The 21488-nt window shown below is 45.9% G+C and carries 16 protein-coding genes, 1 tRNA gene, 2 pseudogenes and 1 other annotated feature; of the genes and pseudogenes, 18 read left to right on the forward strand and 1 reads right to left on the reverse strand.

Annotated elements, in window-relative coordinates; genetic code table 11:
- The first annotated feature begins 17 nt into the window (after positions 1 to 17).
- The 18 genes and pseudogenes from L0M13_RS07485 to L0M13_RS07560 all read left to right on the forward strand — a co-directional run bounded on the left by L0M13_RS07485 (position 18) and on the right by L0M13_RS07560 (position 19926).
- A tRNA-Arg gene (locus L0M13_RS07485) sits at positions 18 to 91 on the forward strand.
- Between the two features lie 115 nt (positions 92 to 206).
- Positions 207 to 506 carry a TIGR04104 family putative zinc finger protein gene (locus L0M13_RS18705; protein ID WP_397443523.1) on the forward strand — a complete coding sequence of 100 codons (300 nt, stop codon included), beginning with the start codon at positions 207 to 209 and terminating at the stop codon, positions 504 to 506.
- Positions 507 to 730: 224 nt separating this feature from the next.
- Positions 731 to 799: pseudogene (locus L0M13_RS18710) on the forward strand (hypothetical protein); the annotation flags it as partial.
- Positions 800 to 859: 60 nt separating this feature from the next.
- Positions 860 to 1288: a hypothetical protein gene (locus tag L0M13_RS07490; RefSeq protein ID WP_235198958.1), complete on the forward strand. Its 429-nt coding sequence runs from the start codon at positions 860 to 862 to the stop codon at positions 1286 to 1288.
- Positions 1289 to 1305: 17 nt separating this feature from the next.
- Positions 1306 to 1710, forward strand: coding sequence for a transcriptional regulator Spx (spx, locus tag L0M13_RS07495; protein ID WP_235198959.1), 405 nt, complete (start codon positions 1306 to 1308; stop codon positions 1708 to 1710).
- 92 nt (positions 1711 to 1802) lie between these two features.
- Entirely contained in the window at positions 1803 to 2783 is a 981-nt protein-coding gene (locus L0M13_RS07500) for a tetratricopeptide repeat protein (protein ID WP_235198960.1), read from the forward strand.
- A gap of 103 nt (positions 2784 to 2886) precedes the next feature.
- Positions 2887 to 4200, forward strand: coding sequence for a trigger factor (tig, locus tag L0M13_RS07505; protein WP_235198961.1), 1314 nt, complete (start codon positions 2887 to 2889; stop codon positions 4198 to 4200).
- A gap of 213 nt (positions 4201 to 4413) precedes the next feature.
- A pseudogene (gene clpX / locus L0M13_RS07510) lies at positions 4414 to 5687 on the forward strand (ATP-dependent protease ATP-binding subunit ClpX).
- 136 nt (positions 5688 to 5823) lie between these two features.
- Positions 5824 to 8151 carry an endopeptidase La gene (gene lon, locus L0M13_RS07515; RefSeq protein ID WP_235198962.1) on the forward strand — a complete coding sequence of 776 codons (2328 nt, stop codon included), beginning with the start codon at positions 5824 to 5826 and terminating at the stop codon, positions 8149 to 8151.
- Complete coding sequence (gene yihA, locus L0M13_RS07520) at positions 8148 to 8729, forward strand: ribosome biogenesis GTP-binding protein YihA/YsxC (protein ID WP_235198963.1); 582 nt, start codon at positions 8148 to 8150, stop codon at positions 8727 to 8729. Before lon ends, yihA begins: the two co-directional genes overlap by 4 nt.
- Before the next feature lie 393 nt (positions 8730 to 9122).
- Entirely contained in the window at positions 9123 to 10490 is a 1368-nt protein-coding gene (gene hemA / locus L0M13_RS07525; RefSeq protein ID WP_235198964.1) for a glutamyl-tRNA reductase, read from the forward strand.
- Positions 10491 to 10574: 84 nt separating this feature from the next.
- Entirely contained in the window at positions 10575 to 11405 is an 831-nt protein-coding gene (gene ccsA / locus L0M13_RS07530; RefSeq protein ID WP_235198965.1) for a cytochrome c biogenesis protein CcsA, read from the forward strand.
- Positions 11406 to 11422: 17 nt separating this feature from the next.
- Positions 11423 to 12352 carry a hydroxymethylbilane synthase gene (gene hemC / locus L0M13_RS07535; RefSeq protein WP_235198966.1) on the forward strand — a complete coding sequence of 310 codons (930 nt, stop codon included), beginning with the start codon at positions 11423 to 11425 and terminating at the stop codon, positions 12350 to 12352.
- On the forward strand, positions 12345 to 13064 hold the full coding sequence (locus L0M13_RS07540) for a uroporphyrinogen-III synthase (protein WP_235198967.1): 720 nt from the start codon (positions 12345 to 12347) through the stop codon (positions 13062 to 13064). Before hemC ends, L0M13_RS07540 begins: the two co-directional genes overlap by 8 nt.
- The gene (gene hemB / locus L0M13_RS07545; RefSeq protein WP_235198968.1) at positions 13045 to 14025 is read left to right on the forward strand and encodes a porphobilinogen synthase; all 981 of its coding nucleotides are present in this window, start codon (positions 13045 to 13047) and stop codon (positions 14023 to 14025) included. Before L0M13_RS07540 ends, hemB begins: the two co-directional genes overlap by 20 nt.
- Entirely contained in the window at positions 14026 to 15312 is a 1287-nt protein-coding gene (hemL, locus tag L0M13_RS07550) for a glutamate-1-semialdehyde 2,1-aminomutase (protein ID WP_235198969.1), read from the forward strand. It begins immediately after the preceding gene.
- Positions 15313 to 15562: 250 nt separating this feature from the next.
- Positions 15563 to 16594: an AbrB family transcriptional regulator gene (locus L0M13_RS07555; protein ID WP_235198970.1), complete on the forward strand. Its 1032-nt coding sequence runs from the start codon at positions 15563 to 15565 to the stop codon at positions 16592 to 16594.
- A gap of 41 nt (positions 16595 to 16635) precedes the next feature.
- Positions 16636 to 16857 (forward strand) — a binding site (T-box leader).
- 432 nt (positions 16858 to 17289) lie between these two features.
- Entirely contained in the window at positions 17290 to 19926 is a 2637-nt protein-coding gene (locus L0M13_RS07560) for a valine--tRNA ligase (protein WP_311195638.1), read from the forward strand.
- A gap of 445 nt (positions 19927 to 20371) precedes the next feature.
- Here L0M13_RS07560 and L0M13_RS07565 read toward each other — a convergent pair whose 3' ends face one another.
- Positions 20372 to 21463 carry an NAD(P)-dependent alcohol dehydrogenase gene (locus L0M13_RS07565; protein WP_235198971.1) on the reverse strand — a complete coding sequence of 364 codons (1092 nt, stop codon included), beginning with the start codon at positions 21461 to 21463 and terminating at the stop codon, positions 20372 to 20374.
- Positions 21464 to 21488 lie beyond the last annotated feature (25 nt).

Genomic DNA, 21488 nt, shown 5'->3' on the forward strand with positions numbered 1-21488 from the left:
GAAACGAAGAAAGCCATGTCCCAGTAGCTCAGCTGGATAGAGCAACGCCCTTCTAAGGCGTCGGTCGGGCGTTCGAATCGCTCCTGGGACGTAAACTTATCGAAATGATACATAGGAAGAGGCCTGAAGCAAATTGCTTCAGGCCTCTTCTATTATAAATATAAATACAACCATTATCTTCTTAATAGTAATTGGAGGGAAGAAATTTGCCGATATGTGAAAACTGCAAAACCGGGTGGACATGGAAACAGACTTTAAAGAGTTCTTTTGTTTTGACGACAAGCATGAAATGCCCATATTGCAGCAAAAAACAATACACAACTCCGAAATCCAGAAAACAGATCTTGCTTCTTAATATGCTAATTCCTTTGCCATTATTGATCCAAGCTTTTTTTGATATAGAAGGATGGGTAACCATCAACTTAATGTTAGGATTTTTCCTCCTTGCTATTGTTCTATTGCCATTTTGGATGAAAGTACAAAATGAGGAAGTATTTCTAAATTGAATTAATTTATCTGTCCGGAGCCTATGCTCCGGATTTTTCATTTATTTGTCCATAATGTGAATCCGCATTCAAAAAAATGATGAATAACATGAACTCGAGTTCATGTTATTGGGTGAAACGTGTTATTCTGTATAAAGAGGTGAGAAAATGCCACACGAAGACCTTGTTGGAAGTTTTCCGACTTCTCCTAAACAATCACGGTCAAAACAAAAAAAGAAGCCTTAATTGCCAGTGGCAAGGAATTATTCAGCCGAAAAGGGTTCGACCAAACCACTGCAAAAGAAATTGCGGCCCATGCACGTGTCGCGACTGGAACTTTTTATCGCTACTTTTCCGATAAACGCCAACTCCTGATGTCCTTGATCGAAAACCAATTGGATTCGATGATGCCGCTCGAGCTGGAATGGAAAAGCGGAGATCCGGAAAAGCTGCTCGCAGGACGCCTTGAAATCCATTACCACAAGATAAATGAATCCAATCTCCAAAAGTTGATGCCTGAGTTGCTGCTGCGTGACGCTGAGCTGGCAGAAATCATCAATAACGCAAAAGACCGGATGCATCAGAAGTTTGTAAAAGATTTAACCGTTTTGCAGAAGAAAGGGTATCTCTGGCCGGACATTGAGATTGAAACTTTAACCTGGTGTTTGGAGTCCTTATTAGAAAAGCTGCAAAATCGGGTCAGTAAAGGGGAGGACGTGGATTACCAGCAATTCGCGAAAATATTTTGCCGTACGCTGTTCCCTCCGGAAAGTCTCCAGAAAATGCGCACAGGAAAGATTTAAGAAAGGAATGTGAAATGATGAAAGCTAAATTATTCACTGCAACGAGCAATACCTCATGCCGAAAAGCGATCGCTTGGTTAGATGAGTATGAAATTCCATACGAAGAAAAAAACCTCTCCACGACACCCATCACCATAGAAGAGATTCAAGAAATTCTCTCCCTGACAAATGAAGGAACAGAAGAAATCATTTCGAAAAAAGCTTATGCAATCAAAAAGCTGAAAATCGATTTCGATGCTTTGTCTTTGCCTCAGCTTTATAAAGTCATCCAGGACAACCCGGGCGTTCTTCGCTTGCCGATTATTCATGATGGCAGAAAATTGCAGGTGGGCTATAATGACGATGAAATCCGCCAATTCTTGCCACGCTGGTTCCGGTTAGACCAATTCAAAAATTTAATTAGCTTGTCAGGCAATATTTAATACAGCTCCCAGGAAATGAAAAAAATCCATGGTTTTATTTTCCCGATAAATCCCCTTATGTTATGATAGAGGCAATAAATGGGGTGGTAAAAATGCGGAAGAAATATAGGGAGCTTAAACGGAAAGGCAATGTCATCGTATTTCCGACCACGATCAACCGCTTGTTGACAGACGGCATGAATCTCCTGAAAGACGAGCAGTACACCGAAGCCCGCGATAAGCTCTACCAAGTGCTGGCGTATGAACCTGAACATGCGGGAGCGCTTGGAGCCTACGCTTATTGCTTATTTGAGCTGGGGGATTATGAAGAGGCGCTCGACGTCTGCCGCGAGCTGTTAAAAGTGGGTCCGATCCATTATTTGGAGACGATGGAATTATACATAAGTTTGTTGATGCAAGTGAGGGAATTTGAAGAAGCTGAGCAAATGATCGAAATGCTGATTGAAGAAAAAATCTTGCCGGAAGAGCGGCTTGAACAATTTCAGCAATTGCGCGAGCTGAACGAACGGATTGCAGCGAATGTATCCAAAGAAAAAGTGGATATCCGTTTATACGAAGCTGAACATTTCACCGCGCTTCGGCCGAGCGAGCAGGAGCATCTCATCATGGAACTGCAGCCGGCATATTACGAGCCGCTGAAAGAGAAGTTGTTTGCGCTTGCTGAACACCAAGATACCGATCTGCTCACTAAAACATACATATTATTTACGCTCCACCAGGAAAAAGTGGCCGGCCGGCTCAAAATCAAGAAGTTCCATTACGAAGGTGAATTTTCAGCCGCCGCCTTGCCGGACCCTATAAACAATAAACGCATTAAAATGATCCGCAGTTATTTGGAAGAAGCTTTATCGAAAGACCCGACCCGCCTGGAAATGGCGATTGAACTGTTTGAACGCCATATTTACTTGATCTATCCTTTTGCGTGGGATGAATTTGAAGGGCGGGAAGTTGCAGAAGCCTATATGGGTTATCTGGATAGTTTGTTTACCGGAGAAGCATCAAATGGGGTGGATGAAGAGCTGCTCAAGCTGATAATTCAGGCTGAAGCTTGGTTCGAGTTTCGGAATGGGTAGAAATAGTTGAACATGACGCCATCTATGCTATAATATGGAGGTTGTCAAAATTCGTATAATACACGTAATATGACTTTGTAGAAAATGTTTGGAGGGCTAATATATGTCAGCAAAATGGGAAAAACAAGAAGGTAACACAGGAACGTTAACAGTAGAAGTGCCTGTAGAAGTAGTAAATGCAGGATTGGATCAAGCATTCAAGAAAGTTGTAAAAGAAATCAACGTGCCAGGTTTCCGTAAAGGAAAAATGCCTCGCCAAATGTTCGAAAAACGTTTTGGTGTAGAATCATTGTACCAAGATGCTTTGGATTTCATCTTGCCGGACGCTTATGCGAACGCTGTTGAAGAAGCCGGAATCAACCCAGTTGACCGCCCGGAAATCGATATCGACACAATGGAGAAAAACAAGCCATTGGTATTCACTGCTAAAGTGATCGTTAAACCTGAAGTTCAGCTTGGCGAATACAAAGGCATCGAAGTAACAAAGCAAGATACAGAAGTAACAGACGAAGAAATCGAAAACCAATTGAAAGAAAACCAAGAGCGTTTTGCTGAACTTGCTGTTAAAGAAGACGAAGCAATCGTTGAAGGCGATACAGCTGTTATCGATTTCGAAGGGTTTGTTGATGGAGAAGCGTTTGAAGGCGGCAAAGGAGAAGATTATTCTCTTGAAATCGGTTCAAACTCATTCATCCCTGGATTCGAAGAGCAATTGGTTGGCGTGAAAGCAGGAGAAGAAAAAGACGTTGAAGTCACTTTCCCTGAAGAATACCACGCGGCTGAGCTTGCAGGAAAAGCTGCAACTTTCAAAGTGAAAGTAAACGAAGTGAAAGCAAAAGAACTTCCTGAACTTAACGATGAATTTGCAAAAGAAATTGATGCGGAAGTCGCTTCTTTAGATGAATTGCGCACAAAAATGAAAGAAACATTGTCAGCTGAAAAACAATCAGCTTCTGATGCTCAACTTCGCGATGAGTTGGTTCAGAAAGTTGCAGAAAACGCAACAATCGACCTTCCGCATGCAATGATCCACACTGAAATGGACCGCATGATGCAAGATTTCGAACAGCGTTTGACTCAACAAGGCATGAACCTTGACCTTTACTACCAATTCTCAGGACAAGACGAGCAGGCACTTCGCGCTCAAATGCACGATGACGCTGAAACACGCGTACGTGTATCGCTAGTTCTTGAAGCAATTGCTGCTGCAGAAAACATGGAAGTAACAGCTGAAGACATCAACAAAGAACTTGAAAAAATGTCTGGCCAATTCAACATGGATGCAGAACAGATCAAAGCTGCTTTAGGCGGTACTGAAATGCTTGAAAATGACATCCGTATGCAAAACACAGTTGAATTCTTAGTGGAAAACGCTAAAATCACAACTGAAATTGCAAATGCTGAAGACGCTGAATAATTAAAGCCTATAATTTACAACCGAAAACAAGGCACGGCATCGTGCCTTGTTTTCCTCTACATAAAACCAATAAAACAGACATAGCCTATATAAAAGAAATCAACTAACATCAATTTAATACCCTACATAATGCTTTCCTTTTGGTTTAATTCTAATTAGTTGATACAATAACGAATATCTTGTAAGATAATGGCTTGAATAGGGGTGAATACATTGTTCAAATTCAATGACGAAAAAGACCATCTTAAATGTTCATTTTGCGGTAAACCGCAAGAGCAGGTCCGTAAACTGGTTGCAGGACCAGGTGTATATATTTGCGACGAATGTATTGAGCTTTGCACGGAAATCGTAGAAGAAGAGCTTGGTACAGAAGAAGCAGTAGAATTCAAAGAAGTTCCAAAACCGAAAGAGATTTTGGACATTTTAAACGGTTATGTAATCGGACAGGAAAAAGCGAAGAAGTCGCTTGCTGTCGCTGTGTATAACCACTATAAACGTGTGAACTCGAACAGCAAGATCGACGATGTCGAGCTGTCGAAATCGAATATCGTTTTGATTGGACCAACAGGGAGCGGGGAAAACTTTGCTTGCTCAAACTTTGGCTCGCATCCTGAACGTTCCTTTCGCAATCGCAGATGCTACTTCTTTAACAGAAGCAGGCTACGTAGGTGAGGACGTTGAAAACATTCTATTGAAATTGATCCAAGCTGCGGATTATGACGTAGAACGCGCAGAAAAAGGCATCATCTATATCGATGAAATCGATAAAGTGGCCCGTAAATCGGAAAACTCCATCGATTACACGCGATGTTTCCGGTGAAGGCGTTCAGCAAGCTTTGTTGAAAATTCTTGAAGGAACGACTGCAAGCGTGCCACCGCAAGGCGGACGCAAGCACCCTCATCAAGAATTCATCCAAATCGATACGACGAATGTATTATTCATTGTCGGCGGTGCTTTTGACGGCGTAGATCAAATCATCAAACGCCGTTTGGGCAATAAAGTCATCGGTTTCGGTGCAGATCCGAACAAAGAGGAATTGGATGAGAAATCATTGCTTAGCCAATTGATTCCTGAAGATTTGTTGAAATTCGGTTTGATTCCTGAGTTCATCGGGCGTTTGCCGGTATTGGCAAGCCTGGAGCAATTGGATGAAAACGCATTGGTGCAGATCTTGACTGAACCGAAAAATGCATTGATCAAGCAATACCAGAAAATGATGGAGCTTGATGATGTCGAATTGACATTTGAAGACGATGCCTTAGTGGAAATCGCGAAATTGGCGATTGAACGCAAGACAGGTGCCCGAGGACTTCGTTCAATCATTGAGAATATCATGCTTGAAGTCATGTTCGACCTGCCGTCCCGCGAAGATATCGTGGAATGCGTCATTACAAAAGAAACCGTCACTGATAGCGCTCAGCCGAAACTTTTGCTAGAAGACGGCTCAGAATATAAAGGCGACAATAACGAGAAAACATCCGCTTAAGTAAAACTGCTTTCAGCGGGAAGCCGCTGCAAGCAAGCGGAATATAGGATGATACGGGCTGACTCTGATCGTGCACATCCGCGCGTTTAGGGTCAGCTTGTTTTTTTGACGAAAATAACCGGAGGTGTTCTCCCGAATGGCTAAGAAAAAAATAACGAAACGCGTGCCTTTATTGCCGCTGCGAGGGCTCCTCGTATTTCCGACGATGGTCTTGCACATTGATGTAGGCCGGGAGCGGTCCATTGCGGCTCTAGAGCAAGCAATGCTTGAAGACAATATCATTTTCCTGGCGACTCAAAAAGAAATGAGTACCGAACAGCCGGAAAAAGACGATCTGCATAAAATCGGTACACTCGCATACATTAAACAGATGTTGAAATTGCCGAACGGCACCATCCGGGTCCTTGTAGAAGGGCAGGAACGGGCGCAGTGGAAGCAATATACAGAAGAAGAAAACTTGACGATGGTTGAAGTGACGACGTTCCCGGATGAAACGGAACGGACAGCAGAGCAAGATGCATTAATGCGCTTGCTGCTGGAGCATTTCGAAAAATATGCAAAAGCTTCGAAGAAAATTACGACTGAAACTTACAACACTGTGGCTGATATCGAAGAGCCGGGCCGCTTAGCGGATATGGTGGCCTCGCATTTGCCGATCAAAGTGGCTGGCAAACAGGAGATTCTTGAAACATTCGATATCGATAAGCGATTGGAAATGCTGATTACACGCTTGCATAATGAGCAAGAAGTGATCGATCTGGAAAAACGCATCAGCCAGCGCGTTAAGAAATCGATGGAACAGACGCAAAAAGAGTTTTACCTTCGTGAACAGATGAAAGCGATCCAAACAGAGCTTGGCGATAAAGACGGCAAATCAGCTGAAATCGTTGATCTGAAGAAGCGCATCGAAGAAGCTGGCATGCCGGAATCTACGGAAAAAGCAGCACTGAAAGAATTGGACCGTTACGAAAAATTGCCGTCAGCAGCAGCTGAAAGCGGCATTATCCGCAATTACATCGAGTGGCTTGTGACGATTCCATGGTCGAATTCGACTGAAGACCGTTTGGATATCAAATACGCCGAAGAAGTCCTTGACCGTGACCATGACGGCTTGGAAAGCGTCAAAGAGCGTGTATTGGAGTATTTAGCCGTACAGCAGATGACGAAATCGCTTCGTGGGCCGATCCTTTGTTTAGTAGGGCCTCCGGGAGTCGGGAAAACTTCTCTAGCAAAATCGATTGCTGAATCGCTTGACCGCAAATTTGTCCGTGTATCCCTTGGCGGCGTGCGCGACGAATCGGAAATCCGTGGACACCGCCGCACGTATGTCGGCGCGATGCCAGGACGCATTATCCAAGGAATGAAAAAGGCATCTACTGTAAATCCAGTGTTTTTACTCGATGAAATCGATAAGATGTCGAATGATTTCCGCGGAGATCCTTCATCAGCTATGCTTGAAGTATTGGATCCGGAACAGAACAATTCATTCAGCGACCATTATATAGAAGAAACCTACGATCTTTCGAATGTTTTATTCATCGCGACGGCAAATGATCTTGGATCGATTCCAGGACCGCTTCGCGACCGGATGGAAGTCATTACGATTGCGGGCTACACAGAAGCGGAAAAACAAATGATCGCGAAAAACCATTTAGCGCCGAAGCAATTGAAAGAACATGGGTTGGAAGAAGACCAATTGACTTTCGATGACGCTGCATTGCTTTCCGTTGTCCGTTATTACACACGGGAAGCGGGAGTCCGTGGCCTTGAGCGCCAACTTGCTTCCATTTGCCGCAAAGTGACGAAACAGATTGTCAGCGGTGAAAAAGAATCGGTGGCAGTAACGGCTGATTTAGTAGAAGAGTATTTAGGGAAGCGCAAATTCCGCTACGGCATGGCTGAAACGGTCAACCAAGTCGGCGTGGCGACAGGCCTTGCCTACACGACAGTTGGCGGAGACACGCTTCAGATCGAAGTTTCGTTATCGGCTGGCAAAGGCAAACTCCAATTGACTGGTAAACTTGGAGACGTCATGAAAGAGTCGGCACAGACGGCCCTTTCGTTTGTCCGAGCAAATGCCGAATCACTTGGCATTGATCCGTCTTTCCATGAATCGCAGGATATCCATATCCACGTACCTGAAGGAGCGGTGCCAAAAGACGGACCATCTGCCGGGATCACGATTGCGACTGCACTGGTATCTGCGCTGTCTAAACGCCCGATTCGCCGCGAAGTCGGCATGACCGGTGAAATTACGCTGCGTGGACGCGTCTTGCCGATTGGCGGCGTGAAAGAGAAAACATTAAGCGCACACCGTGCTGGATTGAAAACGATCATCTTGCCGATAGATAACGAGCGGGATATCGAAGACATTCCGGAGAGTGTCCGTGAAGAATTGACGTTCAAACTTGTTTCTCAAGCGGAAGAGGCACTCGAAATCGCATTAGAAGGAGAAAATGAATGATAGTCAATAATGTAGAACTTGTAATCAGCGCCGTCCGTCCGGATCAGTATCCGGAAGACGGCTTGCCGGAATTTGCTTTAGCGGGACGTTCAAATGTCGGGAAATCGTCTTTCATCAACAAAATGATCGGGCGTAAAAGCATGGCGCGCATTTCCTCAAAACCGGGGAAAACGCAGACCTTGAACTTTTACAAAATCGAAGAGAAATTGTTCTATGTGGATGTACCGGGCTATGGCTACGCAAAAGTGGCAAAGACGGAACGCGAAGCATGGGGCAAAATGATCGAGCGGTATATTACGGGGCGCGATGAGTTAAAGGCGGTTATCCAAATCGTCGATCTTCGCCATCCGCCAAGCCGCGACGATATCGCAATGTACGATTTCATGAAGCATTATGATATTCCGTGCATCATCATTGCGACAAAAGCGGATAAGATTCCAAAAGGCAAATGGGACAAGCATAAGAAAATTGTCCGTGAAACCTTGGAAATGGAAAAAGGCGATCCGTTAATCGTCTTTTCATCTGAAACCGGGCTTGGCAAAGATGCAGCATGGGCTGAAATCGAAAAAAGAATGTAATTGGGAAGAGTGCAGCTATGAGCTGCACTCTTTTTTTATGGGGAAACAGCTTTCTGCAATTAAAACCCTCTATTCCGCAAATAAAATAAGAAATTCCGCAAACAACTCGTTTATTGCGCAAATGAACACCCGTATTCCGCAAACAACTCCAATTCTCATCTTTAATATGCCGAAAGTTAATGCACTATTTCGACTAAGAGCGTTATACTTGTTGTCGGAAGGATGCTTTGCTAAACTTACATTATAATAATTATAAAGTAATAATATTAACTCCCACTGTACAGCAAAATGTAATAGTTTCATGGCTTGTTCACATTTTGAAAGGCTTCTGAAACTATAATAGTGGTATACTTATAGATAGGAAATATTGAACGTGAAAGGTGTTTTGATCCCATGCATACATTAGTAGTCGGGGTGAATTATCGCTCTGCACCAGTGGAAATCAGAGAAAAACTGTCGTTTATCGAGACTGAACTTCCACAAGCGATGCAAGCGTTAAAAGAGCAAAAAAGCATATTGGAAGATGTCATCGTATCGACCTGCAATCGGACAGAGATCTATGCAGTCGTCGATCAGCTTCACACCGGCCGTTATTATGTGAAGCAATTCTTGGCGGATTATTTTGGCCTTCCGCAAGAGTCATTTTCCCAATATTTATTTGTCTATGAACAAGAAGAAGCGGTTGAGCATTTGTTCCGCGTAACTGCCGGCATCGATTCGATGGTGCTCGGGGAAACTCAGATCCTTGGACAGGTCCGGAACAGTTTCCTGGCTGGCCAAGAGTACGGGACGACGGGAACGGTTTTCAACCAATTGTTCAAGCAAGCAGTGACGCTGGCAAAACGTGCGCATTCAGAAACAGCGATCGGCGAGAATGCCGTATCGGTTTCGTATGCAGCAGTGGAACTCGGCAAGAAAATCTTCGGCAGCTTGAAAAACAAGCATGTCGTGATTTTAGGTGCCGGGAAAATGGGCGAACTGGCGATTAAGAACTTGCAGGGCAGCGGAGCTAACCACGTGACGGTCATCAACCGTACGTTCGAGAAAGCGGAAGCTGTAGCAGAGAAATTTGAAGGCAAAGCGTTGCCGATGAATCAATTGCAATGTGCACTTTTAGATGCAGACATTCTCATTTCTTCAACGGGTGCAACGGATTTTGTCATCGATTTGGAATTGATGCAATACGTTGAAAAGCTCCGCAAAGGCAAGCCTTTATTCATCGTCGACATTGCGGTGCCGCGTGATATCGATCCGCGTATCGGTGATTTGTCCAATGTCTTTTTATACGACATCGATGATATGCAAGGAATAGTTGAAGCGAATTTGGCTGAGCGTGAACGCGCAGCTGGGCAAATCATGGCGATGATCGGGCAGGAGTCGAATCAGTTCAATGATTGGCTGGCGACGCTTGGTGTAGTTCCAGTGATTTCGGCATTGCGCCAAAAAGCATTGGCGATCCAGTCGGAAACTATGGCGAGCATTGAAAACAAAATGCCGGACCTGACAGACCGTGAAAAGAAAATCCTCAACAAACACACAAAATCGATCATCAATCAATTATTGAAAGACCCGATTTTGCAGGCGAAAGAAATGGCTGGTGCGCCAAAAGCGCGTGAGCAGCTCGAACTGTTCCAGCAGATTTTTGGAATTGAAGAGGAAGTCGAAGCAGAAATCCAGAAGCAGACGGCAGCTGTTAAACCAAAAGCGGCCGCACCTTCTAAACAAGCAGAGCAACAGGAAATTCCCGGATATTCATTTTAAGCTTTCTGAAAGAGGCGTTTTCGAATCTATATGTTAAAATGTAGATACGAAACGCCTTTAACTATGGAAACGAAGGGGAATAGGATGGCTGATATAACAATGGCAAGGCTGCACGAAGCTATGGTTATTCTATATGCTGTCAGCCTTGTTTTTTATTTTATCGATTATTTATATAAAGAGAAAAAAGCCAGCCGCATTGCCATGACGTTGCTCGGGATTGTTTGGGTTTTGCAGACTGTGTTTTTAGTGCTGTATATTATTGAAACGCAGCGCTTTCCAATATTGACCCTTTTTGAAGGGATCTATTTTTATGCGTGGCTGCTCGTGACTTTGTCACTTGTCCTTCGCATATTTTACCGCTTCGATTTTGCGGTATTTTTCATCAACATCATCGGATTTATCTTTATGACCATCCATACATTCGCGCCGGTCCAGATTGAACGGTCACCGGTGGGTGAATCGCTCGTTTCTGAGCTATTGCTGATTCACATCACGTTTGCCATTTTGTCTTATGTGGCGTTTTCACTGTCCTTCGTCTTTTCAGCGCTTTACATGATTTTGTACCGCTTGCTGAAAAAGAAAAAATGGACGAAACAGTGGAGCAATCTGCCATCGCTTGGGCAAGCGGAGCTCGGCATGACAATTTCGATACTGGTCGGCATTTCTTTGCTGTTTGTATCGCTCGTGCTTGGGCTTCAATGGGCAGTCATTTCGCTGAATGAATTCTCGCTCTTCGACATGAAGATCGTCGGGTCCTTCATTTTGCTGCTCGTCTACAGCTGGATTCTATACCGCAACCGCAAAGGTTCACTTAGCGGCATGCCGTATGCGATGGCCCATATTTATGCATTTTTATTATTATTGATCAATTTCTTTTTAGGAAGTCGGTTATCTGAATTTCATTTCTGGTATTAAAGAAGGGTAGGATTCAAATGAGAAAAATTATTGTAGGTTCAAGAAGAAGTAAACTTGCGTTGACGCAAACGAATCAGTTTATCGAAAAATTAAAAGCGGCAGGTGCGCCGTTTGAATTTGAAATAAAAGAAATCGTGACAAAAGGCGACCGAATTCTTGACGTGACGCTTTCTAAAGTTGGAGGCAAAGGCTTGTTTGTTAAAGAAATTGAACAAGCGCTCTACAATAAAGAAATCGACTTTGCAGTCCACAGCATGAAGGATATGCCATCTGTTCTTCCGGAAGGCCTTGTCATTGGCTGTATCCCGGAACGTGAAGATCCACGTGATGCTTTCATTTCAAACGATCACGTGAAGTTTATGGACCTTCCAATTGGAGCAGTTGTCGGAACTAGCAGCCTGCGCCGCAGTTCCCAATTGCTATTGCTGCGTCCGGACCTTGATATCCAGTGGATCCGCGGAAACATTGATACACGCCTGGCGAAATTGCATTCAGGCGATTTCGATGCAATCTTGCTGGCTGCTGCCGGACTAAAGCGCATGGGCTGGAAAGAAGACATCGTGACGGAATTTTTGGAAGTTGAAGAATGCCTTCCTGCAATCGGCCAAGGTGCGCTTGCTATCGAATGCCGCGAAGAAGATACGGAATTGCTTGCGGAATTGGCAAAACTTAATGATGAGAACACAGCGCTTGCAGTTAATGCAGAACGCAAATTCTTAAAAGATATGGACGGCAGCTGCCAAGTGCCGATTGCCGGCTATGCAACGGTTTCTGAAGGAGAAATTTCATTTACTGGTTTGATTTCATCGCCTGATGCTGAGCAAGTGTTCAAAGAAACAGCTATCAGCCGCGATCCGATCGAAGCAGGCCGTACGGTAGCTGAAAAAATCAGTTCACAAGGCGGCTATGAGTTGATCCAAAAAGTAAAAGCTGAGAGCAATGTCTGAGAAGATAAACGCTTTAAAGGGTGAGACCATTGTTTTTACCGGTTCAAGAAAGCCGGAAGAAGCGGTCTTAAAAGTAGAACAATTGGGCGGCAAAGCTTTGTATTTGCCGCTTATTGAAACTTCCATTCGCCAAAGCGAAATGCCGAAGGTCCAACTATACGATTGGCTGATTTTCACGAGCGGCACGAGTGCGGAGGCTTTTTGCCAACTGCACGTTCCGACTCAAGCGAAAATCGCCGCCGTTGGGGAAAAGACGGCTGAAACTTTAGAGCAGCATGGCTACCGTGTGGATTTTATTCCCACCGTCTATAGTGCAGATGTCTTTGTAAAGGAATTCCGGGCATTTGTCGGAAGCGATGTGAAATGCCTGTTTGTGAAAGGGACGCTTGCGAAGAGCACGATTGCTTCGATGCCGCTCCATGTTGATGAATGGACAATTTATGAGACGTCCCTTAAAATCGGCAATGCACGCACATTGATGGAAATGAAAGGCCTGATTGTGATATTTGCCAGTCCTTCAGCTGTCTCGGCTTACCGGGAAGCAGGAGGGGATTGGTCAGGCATCCGGACGGCGGCCATTGGCCACATTACGGAAAACGCCATCAAACAGAATGGCGGCCATGTCGATTACCGCCCGAAAAAGTATACGTATTTAGAAGTGATCAACGAAATAGCGAAAGGGAGTTGCAATGATGACAGAATTGAATTTTAGACGCCATCGCCGTTTGCGCGGATCGGCTAATATCCGTTCGATGGTTCGCGAAACGAGCGTACAGAAAGAAGATTTTATTTACCCGATTTTTGTAGTGGAAGGCGAAAATGTAAAAGAGGAAATTTCATCAATGCCGGGCGTATTCCATTTTTCATTGGATAGACTAGGCGAAGAATTGGACGAAGTGGTTTCTTTAGGAATTCCTTCTGTCATTTTGTTCGGTGTGCCGAATGAAAAAGACGCTGTCGGGTCGCAAGCTTACCACGACCACGGCATCACGCAGGAAGCGATCCGCTTCGCAAAAAATCGCCATCCGGAATTAGTGGTGATTGCCGATACATGCCTTTGCCAATATACAGACCACGGCCATTGCGGCGTGATCGAAAATGGCGTCATCTTGAACGACGAATCGCTTGATTTGCTTGCCCGTACAGCGGTGTCCCAAGCGAAAGCAGGAGCGGACATTATTGCGCCGTCGAACATGATGGACGGCTTTGTCGCAGCAATCCGCTACGGTTTGGACCAGGCTGGATTTGAAAATACGCCGATTATGTCCTACGGCGTGAAATATTCTTCCGCTTATTACGGCCCGTTCCGTGAAGCAGCGCATTCAACACCGCAGTTTGGTGACCGCAAGACTTATCAAATGGATCCGGCGAACCGCTTGGAAGCTTTGCGCGAAGCAGGCTCAGATATTGAAGAAGGTGCGGATTTCATGATCGTGAAACCGGCTCTTTCTTATTTGGACATCATCCGTGAAGTACGCGACAACTTTGATGTGCCGATCGTTGCCTACAACGTCAGCGGCGAGTATGCAATGGTCAAAGCTGCGGCTTTAAACGGCTGGGTTGACGAAAAACAGATCGTTCTTGAAACTTTGCTCAGCATGAAACGCGCTGGAGCGGATATCTTAATGACGTATCATGCAAAAGATGCGGCACGCTGGCTGGAGGAGAAGTAAATGGGATACGAAAATTCGATTGCAGCATTTAACGAAGCGAAAAATTTAATGCCGGGCGGCGTCAACAGCCCGGTGCGTGCGTTTAAATCGGTCAATATGGATCCGATTTTCATGGCTTCCGGCAGCGGTGCGACGATTACGGATATCGATGGCAATACGTATATTGACTATGTATTGTCTTGGGGTCCGCTGATCTTGGGCCACACGCATCCGGAAGTAGTGAAGGCGATCCAGGCAACTGCGATGTCAGGTACAAGTTTCGGTGCGCCGACTTTGCTTGAAAACGAACTTGCTAAACTTGTAATGGAGCGTGTACCATCGATTGAAATGGTGCGCATGGTTTCTTCAGGAACGGAAGCGACGATGAGTGCATTGCGCGTTGCGCGCGGCTATACCGGACGCAATAAAATCTTGAAATTTGAAGGCTGCTACCACGGCCACGGCGACAGCCTTTTGATCAAAGCGGGTTCAGGCGTTGCGACGCTTGGCTTGCCGGATTCACCGGGTGTGCCGGCTTCAGTTGCACAAAATACGATTACGGTTCCTTACAATGATTTGGAAAGCGTGAGACACGCCTTCCGTGAATTCGGCGCCGACCTTGCTGCTGTCATCGTTGAGCCGGTTGCCGGCAATATGGGAGTTGTCCCGCCGAAAGACGGTTTCTTGCAGGAGCTTCGCAATTTGACGACTGAAAACGGCACAATCTTGATTTTTGACGAAGTCATGACCGGCTTCCGCGTCGGCTATAACTGCGCACAAGGCTATTTCGGCGTAACGCCGGATATGACATGCCTAGGCAAAGTTATCGGCGGCGGGCTTCCTGTCGGTGCATTCGGCGGCAAGCGCGAAATCATGGAACAAGTGGCGCCAAGCGGTTCAATCTACCAAGCAGGGACGCTTTCAGGCAACCCGCTTGCGATGACTGCAGGGTTCGAAACTTTAAGCCGTTTAAACGAAGCGAGCTACGAAACCTTCATCGAACGCGGTGATCAGCTGGAAGCCGGTTTCCGTGCAGCAGCTGAGAAATACAACATTCCGCATACGGTGAACCGTGCGGGTTCCATGATCGGCTTTTTCTTCACGAACGAAGAAGTGGTGGATTTTGAAACAGCAAAAACATCTGATACGGCATTATTTGCCGATTACTACCGCTTGATGGCGGAAGAAGGCATCTTCTTGCCGCCGTCCCAGTTTGAAGGCATGTTCTTATCAACTGCCCACACAGAAGAGCATATTGCGAAAACGGTGGAAGCTTTCCATAACGTATTTGCTAAATTAGCACGTTAATAAAAGAAGGGAGCGTTCGGGTTTTATTATTTACCCGACGCTCTTTTTTTGTGGAATAAAAGAGGGCGGATGATCATAGAATCGGGTTTTCCGCTCATAGAACGTAGAAATATGCTCATAAAAGTTTCGAAAGTGCTCATAGAAGTTCTGAATATGCTCTTAGAACTTCAAAAAGCGCTCATAGAGTTCATAGCGCTTCTATTTTGGTGTATCATGGACAATAGCTTAAGTTGTGAAAGTAGGAAATTTTGTGAGACCGTTTATGTTAACTGCGTTGATCGCGATTGCTTCAGGCGCTTTATTTGAAGCCATCGGCATGTTTTTGCCGTGGCTTCTTGGCCCGATGTTCGTGCTGCTGATCCTGAATCAATTTACAAAACTGAAATTCTACTGGCCAAAAATTTTGAAAGTCGCTGGCCTAGTGCTTCTCGGGGTGCAGATCGGCTCCTCGTTTTCGCGTGAAGCCGTATTTTTGATGTGGCTCGATTTGCCGTTCATGGCCTTTCTGACGCTGTCTGTCGTGGCCATTTCGCTGCTTCTCGGCTTGCTGTTCCGCAAGATGGCCGATGAGAGCTTAGCGACAAGTCTGCTCGGATCGATGCCGGGTGGCTTGTCACAGATGGTCGTCATTTCGGAAGATGTTAAGTCTGCGAATGTCACAGTCGTGACGATGATGCAGACTTTCCGGATCTTACTAGTCGTAACGATTGTGCCTTTTTTGACCGTATTCCTGGATGGGCGAGAAGCTGGCGAAATCCTGTCGCAGGAATTTTCGTTTGCTCCTGTCCATTTCTTCTTGGCGATTGCTGCCGGGATCCTTGTTTACTTCGGAATGAAAAAAATCGGATTCCCAGCGGCGGAAGTGCTCGCACCAATCCTCACAATGGCCGGCATGCAAACAATCACTGGGGAAGTATTAGTTGAAATGCCCTACTGGCTCATTGCCATGGCGCAGATTTTCATCGGGGCAAATTTGGGGCTGCAGATGGAACAGATTCGTGAAAAAATGAACATCCGTCTTGGTACAGCCATAGTCGTGAATAATATTTTGCTGATTGTCTTCTCGACTGGCATCGCGTACCTCTTAACGAGCTGGCTGCCAGGCTATCTATTCCTTGATTTCTTCTTGAGTGCAGCGCCCGGGGGCATGGCAGAAATGGCAATTACTGCACTTGATGCCGGAGCGGATGTGGCCTTGATCACCAGCTTTCATTTATTCCGCCTCTTTTTTTATCCTGCTCGTCGCCTCGCCGATTGTGGCCGTTATCGTGAAAAAGCTTGACGCTAAAAGCGCAAATTGAGTACAATGGATTCAAGTAAATAATTAATGCGTTGATGAGGATAGTAAAATGTGCGTACATTTCAGAGAGAAGGCCGCTTGGTGAAAGGCTTTCATGAACAAACATTTGAATGTCACCTCGGAGCAGTTTCCGTGAAATTCGAGTAGCGGAGACCGGATGTGAAATCCGTTATCGAACTTGAGAGCCAGGTTCTTTTTGACTTGCGCATAAAGGTGGTACCGCGAACAACTCCTTCGTCCTTTTACAGACGAAGGGGTTTTTTTGTTTTCTAAATAACTTTTAAAAGTTGAATTAGATAACTGCAGCAGCCGATATTCCGCAAAACAGCTTCGAAGCCATTGGCCGAAGCTTACGAGGGCAATGGCTTTGCGACAAAGTGCGCAGCACTGAAGGAGCACGTTTTTCAAGCTACGCTATTGCTGAGGTATCTTCTCCGCTGTTTTGCTCCATATCTTTGGAGAGTTTTCCAGCGCCGGCGCGCCTCAGGGCTAGCCGAAGCAATAAGACGAGTGGTTTTCTCGGCTTATTGCGTAAGGCATGCCCAAAGCGCCGAAGCGGTTTACAAAAACTCTTCTTTTATTCCAAAGATATGACGATGAATTCGACTCTAATTTACTTTTGGAAAACAACGCGCCACACTCAAGTCCGTACTTTAGTAAAAAAAGGAGGAATTTCAATGACTGAACAAATGCCGACAAAGTATGATCCGCAAGGGATTGAAAAAGGCCGCTATGAGTGGTGGATCGACAACAAGTTTTTTGAAGCGAAGCCGGAAAGCGGCAAGACCCCGTATACGATTGTGATTCCGCCGCCGAACGTAACGGGGAAATTGCACTTAGGGCACGCATGGGATACGACGCTGCAAGATATCATGACGCGCATGAAACGCATGCAAGGATACGATGCCTTATGGCTTCCAGGAATGGACCATGCGGGAATTGCGACGCAGGCGAAAGTGGAAGGGAAATTGCGTGAAGAAGGCAAATCCCGTTATGACCTTGGCCGCGAAAAGTTCCTTGAAGAATCATGGAAATGGAAAGAGGAATACGCTGGACATATCCGTGAACAATGGTCAAAACTGGGCTTAGGACTTGATTACTCCCGTGAGCGCTTCACGTTGGATGCAGGCTTATCGGATGCCGTTAAAGAAGTATTCGTAAAATTGTATGAGAAAAAACTCATCTACCGCGGCAAATACATCATCAACTGGGATCCGGCGACGAAAACTGCTATTTCCGATATCGAAGTTATCTACAAAGATGTGCAGGGTGCATTCTATCATATGCGCTATCCACTGGCTGACGGCAGCGGGCACATCGAAATCGCGACAACGCGTCCGGAAACGATGCTTGGCGATACAGCCGTTGCGGTTCACCCGAAAGACGAGCGCTACCAGCACTTGATCGGCAAGAAAATCATTCTTCCGATTGTTGGCCGTGAGATGGAGATCGTTGCGGACGATTACGTCGATATGGAATTCGGAAGCGGTGCGGTGAAAATTACGCCTGCTCACGACCCGAATGACTTTGAAATCGGCAATCGCCACAATCTTGAGCGCGTCTTGATCATGCACGAAGACGGTACGATGAACGAAAACGCCGGCAAATATGAAGGCATGGACCGCTTCGAATGCCGCAAGCAGATCATTAAAGACCTGCAGGACATGGATGTTTTATTTAAAATTGAAGAGCATATGCATTCGGTTGGACATTCCGAGCGCAGTGGCGCCGTAGTTGAGCCGTATCTATCGACGCAATGGTTCGTGGATATGAAGCCGCTTGCGCAAAAATCGGTGGATCTTCAAAAAGGCGATTCAGGCGTGAATTTCGTGCCGGACCGTTTTGAAAAAACGTACCTTCACTGGATGGAGAACATCCGCGACTGGTGCATTTCCCGTCAATTATGGTGGGGCCATCAGATTCCAGCTTGGTACCACAACGAAACTGGCGAAATTTACGTAGGCATGGACGCACCGGAAGATGCTGAAAACTGGACACAGGACGAAGACGTTCTGGATACTTGGTTCTCATCAGCTCTATGGCCGTTCTCTACGCTTGGCTGGCCGGACGCAGATAATGAAGAGCTGAAACGCTACTACCCGACAGACGCACTTGTAACGGGCTACGACATCATCAACTTCTGGGTTTCGCGCATGATTTTCCAAGCGCTTGAATTTACGGAAGAAAAACCGTTTAAAGACGTATTGATCCACGGACTGGTTCGCGATGCGGAAGGGCGTAAAATGTCGAAATCCCTTGGCAACGGCGTCGATCCGATGGATGTAATTTCTGAATACGGCGCGGATTCGCTTCGCTACTTCCTGGCAACGGCGTCGAGCCCAGGGCAGGATCTCCGCTTCTCGATGGAAAAAGTGGAGTCGGTTTGGAACTTTGCGAATAAAATCTGGAATGCTTCCCGTTTCGCTTTGATGAACATGGAAGGCGTGACTTACGATGAAATCGATCTTTCCGGCAAGCGTTCAGTAGCCGATTCATGGATTTTGACCCGTTTGAATGAAACCATCGAACAAGTGACGCATCTTGCGGAACGCTACGAATTCGGTGAAGTGGGCCGTTCGCTTTACAACTTCATCTGGGATGATTTCTGTGACTGGTACATCGAGATGGCGAAATTGCCATTGTACGGGGAAGACGAAGAAGCGAAGAAAATGACGCGTTCGGTTCTTGCGTACGTACTCGACAACACTATGCGCCTATTGCACCCATTCATGCCGTTCATCACAGAAGAAATCTGGCAGAACTTGCCGCACCAAGGCGAATCGATTACGGTTGCCGCTTGGCCGGTAGTTGACGAATCTCTGTCCGAACAAAGCCAGTCGACGAACATGAAATTATTGATGGACATCATCACAGCTGTTCGGACAATCCGTGCAGAAGTGCAGTCGCCGATGAGCAAGAAAGTGGCATTGACGATTTCAGCTAAAGACGAAAACACGCATAATGTCTTGACGACAAATGCGGCGTACATCGAGCGTTTCTGCAACCCTGAAACATTGACGATCGGGCAAAACATTGCAGCACCGGAAAAATCAATGTCGGCTGTTGTATCTGGAGCGGAACTCTTCATGCCGCTTGAAGGTTTGATCGATGTTGATGCAGAACTTGCGCGCCTTCAAAAAGAACTCGAAAAATGGGCGAAGGAAGTCAAACTCGTTCAAGGCAAACTGTCGAACGAGCGCTTCGTTTCCAAAGCGCCTGAAGCCGTAGTGGCCGAAGAACGCAAAAAAGAAGCCGACTACCTCGAAAAACACGCAACCGTTGAAAAACGTATGGAAGAATTGAAGAATCTTTAAAAGTTGAAAGCCGGCCATCCTCGAATTTGAGGGTGGCCGGCTTTTTTGTGTTTTATTGACACTACTCGACTCTTTATAGACACTATCCGAGTTTCTATTGACACTATAAGGATTTCTTTCGACACTCATCGGAGTTCTATTGACACTATGGGAGTTTCTTCTGACACTAATCGAGTTTCAACTTCAATTGTGTCGGCCTTTGCCAGAAAAGCGAAATAAAAAAGCCCACTTTATCAGCGAACTTCCATAACACACGAAATGAGGCGTCTTTCTCCAATTTCTGAAGATGCTGCATCAATAATTCCACAATATTCTCTTCATGCGTTTAAAAATACGGTCGAGCGCAAATTTTGAAAGTAAAGAAGAGGGGATCCATGGCGATGAATGAGCTGCAGACGAATCCCAGCTAAAATAAAAGCGCTCCTGAAAAGTCAGGAGCGTTTTGTTATTCAGCGATTTTGACAATCGGTTTGATGGTCGAGCCGTTTTTCGAATCCTCGAAGGCTTCGTTGATCTGTTCAAACTCATATACTTTCGTCAGTTTGTCGAAGGGGAACATGCCCCGTTTGAAATAATTCACGAGCTGCGGAATGAACACTTGCGGAATCGAGTCGCCTTCGATAACGCCCATCACAGTTTTCCCTTCCGCCATGATGTCGTTATGGACATCAAAAGTCATTTCTGGCGTCACACCGACGATTGCACAAGAGCCGAGTGGACGAAGCGAATGGATTGCCTGTTTAACGACCGGAGGAACACCTGTCGTCTCTACTGCGTAATGAAGGCCGCCACCCGTAATTGCCTTGATTTCTTGTACCACATCTACATTTTGGCCGTTCAGTATATGGGTTGCACCGAGTTCCTTTGCCAATTCCAGCCGGTTGTCGTGTATATCGACTGCAATGATATTGAGGCAGCCTGCAATTTTCGCAGCCATTACTGCACTCAATCCGACGGCGCCACTGCCAAAAACAGCAATAGAAGAGCCGAATTCCGGTTTCAAGCGGTTCAATACCGTCCCGGCACCTGTCTGAATACCGCATCCAAGCGGCCCAAGCAGGGTTAAATCCACTTCTTTATCAACTTTGACGACATTTCGCTCATTTGTAACCGCGAAAGTGCCGAACGACGACTGGCCGAAAAACGTTGAAACAGCATGGTCGTGATGGTGAATCCGGTTTGTGCCGTCCTGCATCTTTCCGCCAAAGTTCAAATCGTTAAAGTTCAGGCACACCGTCGGATGGCCGGTCAGGCAATTTTCGCAATGGCCGCAATAGGCAAACGACAAAACAACATGATCACCGGCCTCAATTGAGGTAACCGCCGACCCGACTTTTTCAACAACACCGGCGCCTTCATGGCCAAGCACCGCTGGAAAAGGCGACAATCCTAAATCCCGGGCTACGGCATCTGTATGGCAAACGCCAGTCGCTACAATTTTCACGAGTACCTCATGGTCTTTCGGTTCGCCAAGTTCCACTTCTTCAAATTTAAAATCCTCACCCAATCCGTGCGTCACTGCTGCTTGAATCTTCATTGAATCCCTCCTGTTATTTTTTCTG

It is taken from the genome of Planococcus sp. 107-1 (assembly GCF_021513255.1).
Lineage (GTDB): Bacteria > Bacillota > Bacilli > Bacillales_A > Planococcaceae > Planococcus.

Bases quoted from the DNA above. Each gene is read 5' to 3' on its own strand.
- L0M13_RS07490 (WP_235198958.1), top strand. From the start codon at position 860: ATGTCCTTGATCGAAAACCAATTGGATTCGATGATGCCGCTCGAGCTG.
- spx (WP_235198959.1), top strand. From the start codon at position 1,306: ATGAAAGCTAAATTATTCACTGCAACGAGCAATACCTCATGCCGAAAA.
- L0M13_RS07500 (WP_235198960.1), top strand. From the start codon at position 1,803: ATGCGGAAGAAATATAGGGAGCTTAAACGGAAAGGCAATGTCATCGTA.
- tig (WP_235198961.1), top strand. From the start codon at position 2,887: ATGTCAGCAAAATGGGAAAAACAAGAAGGTAACACAGGAACGTTAACA.
- lon (WP_235198962.1), top strand. From the start codon at position 5,824: ATGGCTAAGAAAAAAATAACGAAACGCGTGCCTTTATTGCCGCTGCGA.
- yihA (WP_235198963.1), top strand. From the start codon at position 8,148: ATGATAGTCAATAATGTAGAACTTGTAATCAGCGCCGTCCGTCCGGAT.
- hemA (WP_235198964.1), top strand. From the start codon at position 9,123: ATGCATACATTAGTAGTCGGGGTGAATTATCGCTCTGCACCAGTGGAA.
- ccsA (WP_235198965.1), top strand. From the start codon at position 10,575: ATGGCTGATATAACAATGGCAAGGCTGCACGAAGCTATGGTTATTCTA.
- hemC (WP_235198966.1), top strand. From the start codon at position 11,423: ATGAGAAAAATTATTGTAGGTTCAAGAAGAAGTAAACTTGCGTTGACG.
- L0M13_RS07540 (WP_235198967.1), top strand. From the start codon at position 12,345: ATGTCTGAGAAGATAAACGCTTTAAAGGGTGAGACCATTGTTTTTACC.
- hemB (WP_235198968.1), top strand. From the start codon at position 13,045: ATGACAGAATTGAATTTTAGACGCCATCGCCGTTTGCGCGGATCGGCT.
- hemL (WP_235198969.1), top strand. From the start codon at position 14,026: ATGGGATACGAAAATTCGATTGCAGCATTTAACGAAGCGAAAAATTTA.
- L0M13_RS07560 (WP_311195638.1), top strand. From the start codon at position 17,290: ATGACTGAACAAATGCCGACAAAGTATGATCCGCAAGGGATTGAAAAA.
- L0M13_RS07565 (WP_235198971.1), bottom strand. From the start codon at position 21,463: ATGAAGATTCAAGCAGCAGTGACGCACGGATTGGGTGAGGATTTTAAA.